The 2463-nt window shown below is 73.3% G+C and carries 3 protein-coding genes; all 3 read left to right on the plus strand.

The window, feature by feature from the left end; genetic code table 11:
• Positions 1 to 37: 37 nt before the first annotated feature.
• Positions 38 to 685, plus strand: a complete 648-nt coding sequence (locus tag HLK59_RS49445; protein WP_171148243.1) for an EboA domain-containing protein — start codon at positions 38 to 40, stop codon at positions 683 to 685.
• Positions 685 to 1533, plus strand: a complete 849-nt coding sequence (locus HLK59_RS49450; RefSeq protein WP_171148244.1) for a TatD family hydrolase — start codon at positions 685 to 687, stop codon at positions 1531 to 1533. The genes HLK59_RS49445 and HLK59_RS49450 overlap by 1 nt, the downstream gene beginning before the upstream one ends.
• Positions 1534 to 1536: 3 nt before the next feature.
• Positions 1537 to 2463, plus strand: a 927-nt coding sequence (eboE, locus tag HLK59_RS49455) for a metabolite traffic protein EboE (RefSeq protein ID WP_171148245.1), incomplete at its 3' end; no start/stop codon positions are given.

Raw genomic sequence — 2463 nt, forward strand, 5'->3', positions numbered from 1 at the left:
AGATGTTGAGAAGAGACAGCCCCCGGACACCCCCACGGTGGACGACGACGCCCTCGCCCACATCCCGCCGACCACCCTGCACGCCCACCTCGACACCCGGCTCGCCGGCGCCGCCCGGGCCTGGCTGGACCAGGCCCTCGACGAGGCCGCCGCCCATCCCGGTATCCACGGCCCCATCTCCGTGTGGGAACTGCGCCTGGCCGAGGCCGGCCGCCGCTGCGGGCCCGAGCACGCCGACGCCGCCCGCGTCCTCATCCTGCAGGCGGCCCACGCCGACACCGACGCCCTCACCCGCGTCTACCGGCAGGGCACCGCCGCCGAACGCCGTGCCGTCCTGCACGCCCTGCCCCACCTCGTGCCGGGCCCGGACGCGCTCCCGCTCGTCGAGGACGCCCTGCGCACCAACGACACCCGGCTCCTCACCGCCGCCGTCGGCCCCTACGCGGCCCGCCACCTGGACCCCCACCAGTGGCGGCACGCCGTCCTGAAGTGCCTGTTCACCGGTGTGCCCGTCGACGCGGTGGCCGGCCTGGACCGCCGGGCCCACGCCGACGCGGAACTCGCCCGCATGCTCGGCGACTACGCCGCCGAACGCACCGCGGCGGGGCGTGACGTGCCCGAAGACCTCCATCGCGCGCTGGCCCTGACCCAGGCGACGCCGACCGAGTCCAAGGAGCAGTCCTGATGCGTCTCTTCGACCCCCACATCCACATGACGTCCCGCACCACCGACGACTACGAGGCCATGCACGCGGCCGGTGTCCGCGCCGTCGTCGAACCCTCCTTCTGGCTCGGCCAGCCCCGCACCTCGCCCTCCTCCTTCCTCGACTACTTCGACTCCCTCCTCGGCTGGGAACCCTTCCGCGCCGCCCAGTACGGCATCGCCCACCACTGCACCCTCGCCCTCAACCCCAAGGAGGCCAACGACCCGCGCTGTGTGCCCGTCCTCGACGAACTGCCCCGGTATCTCGTCAAGGACCAGGTCGTCGCCGTCGGCGAGATCGGCTACGACTCCATGACCCCCGCCGAGGACACCGCCCTCGCCGCCCAGCTCCAGCTCGCCGCCGACCACGGACTGCCCGCCCTCGTGCACACCCCGCACCGCGACAAACTGGCCGGTCTGCGCCGCACCCTCGACGTCGTCCGGGAGTCCGCGCTGCCCCCGGACCACGTCCTGGTCGACCACCTCAACGAGACCACCGTCAAGGAGGCCAAGGCGGGCGGCTGCTGGCTGGGCTTCTCCGTCTACCCCGACACCAAGATGGACGAGGAGCGGATGGTCGCGATCCTGAAGGAGTACGGCCCGGAGAAGGTGCTCGTGAACTCCGCCGCGGACTGGGGCCGGAGCGATCCCCTCAAGACCCGCAGCGTCGCCGACACCATGCTGGCGAGCGGCTTCACCGAGGACGACGTCGACCTGGTGCTGTGGCGCAACCCCGTCGCCTTCTACGGACTCAGCGGCCGCCTCGCCCTCGGCACCACGCCCACCGAAGCGACCCACGAGGGCAACTCCATCCTGCGCGGAGGCGAGTAGGACATGCGCTTCCGCCACCCCGACGGCTCCACCGTCCACCTCGCCTACTGCACCAACGTGCACCCCGCCGAGACCCTCGACGGCGTCCTCGCCCAGCTCCGCGAGCACTGCGAGCCCGTCCGCCGCCGCCTCGGCCGCGACCGCCTCGGTATCGGCCTGTGGCTCGCCAGGGACGCCGCCCGCGCCCTGGACTCCGACCCGTCCGCCCTGCGTACGCTGCGCGCCGAACTCGACCGGCGCGGCCTGGAAGTGGTCACCCTCAACGGCTTCCCCTACGAGGGGTTCGGCGCCGAAGAGGTCAAGTACCGCGTCTACCGACCGGACTGGGCCGACCCCGAACGCCTGGAGCACACCACCGCCCTGGCCCGGGTCCTGGCCGGACTCCTCCCCGACGACGTCACCGAGGGCAGCATCTCCACCCTGCCGCTGGCCTGGCGCACCGCCGCCCAGGACACCGGCCGTCACGAGAAGGCCCTGCGCACGCTCGCCGAACGCCTCGACGCCCTGGAGGAGCTGACCGGACGGTCCATCCGCATCGGCCTCGAACCGGAACCCGGCTGCGTCGTCGAGACCACCCACGACGCCCTCGCCCCGCTCTCCGCGATCGCCCACCACCGGATCGGCATCTGCGTCGACACCTGCCACCTCGCCACCTCCTTCGAAGATCCGCACACCGCCGTCGACGCGCTCACCGCGGCCGGCGTCCCCGTCGTCAAGTCCCAGCTCTCGGCGGCCCTGCACGCCCAGCACCCCCACCTCCCCGAGGTCCGCACGGCCCTCGCCGCCTTCGACGAACCCCGCTTCCTGCACCAGACCCGCACGGCCACCGCCGCCGGCCTGCGCGGCACCGACGACCTCGGCGAGGCCCTCGGCGGCGACACCCTGCCCGACGCGAGCCCCTGGCGTGCCCACTTCCACGTCCCCCTGCAC

Origin of the sequence: Streptomyces sp. S3(2020) (genome assembly GCF_013044505.1) — a bacterium.
Classification (GTDB): Bacteria; Actinomycetota; Actinomycetes; order Streptomycetales; family Streptomycetaceae; genus Streptomyces.

Bases quoted from the DNA above. Each gene is read 5' to 3' on its own strand.
- HLK59_RS49450 (WP_171148244.1), top strand. From the start codon at position 685: ATGCGTCTCTTCGACCCCCACATCCACATGACGTCCCGCACCACCGAC.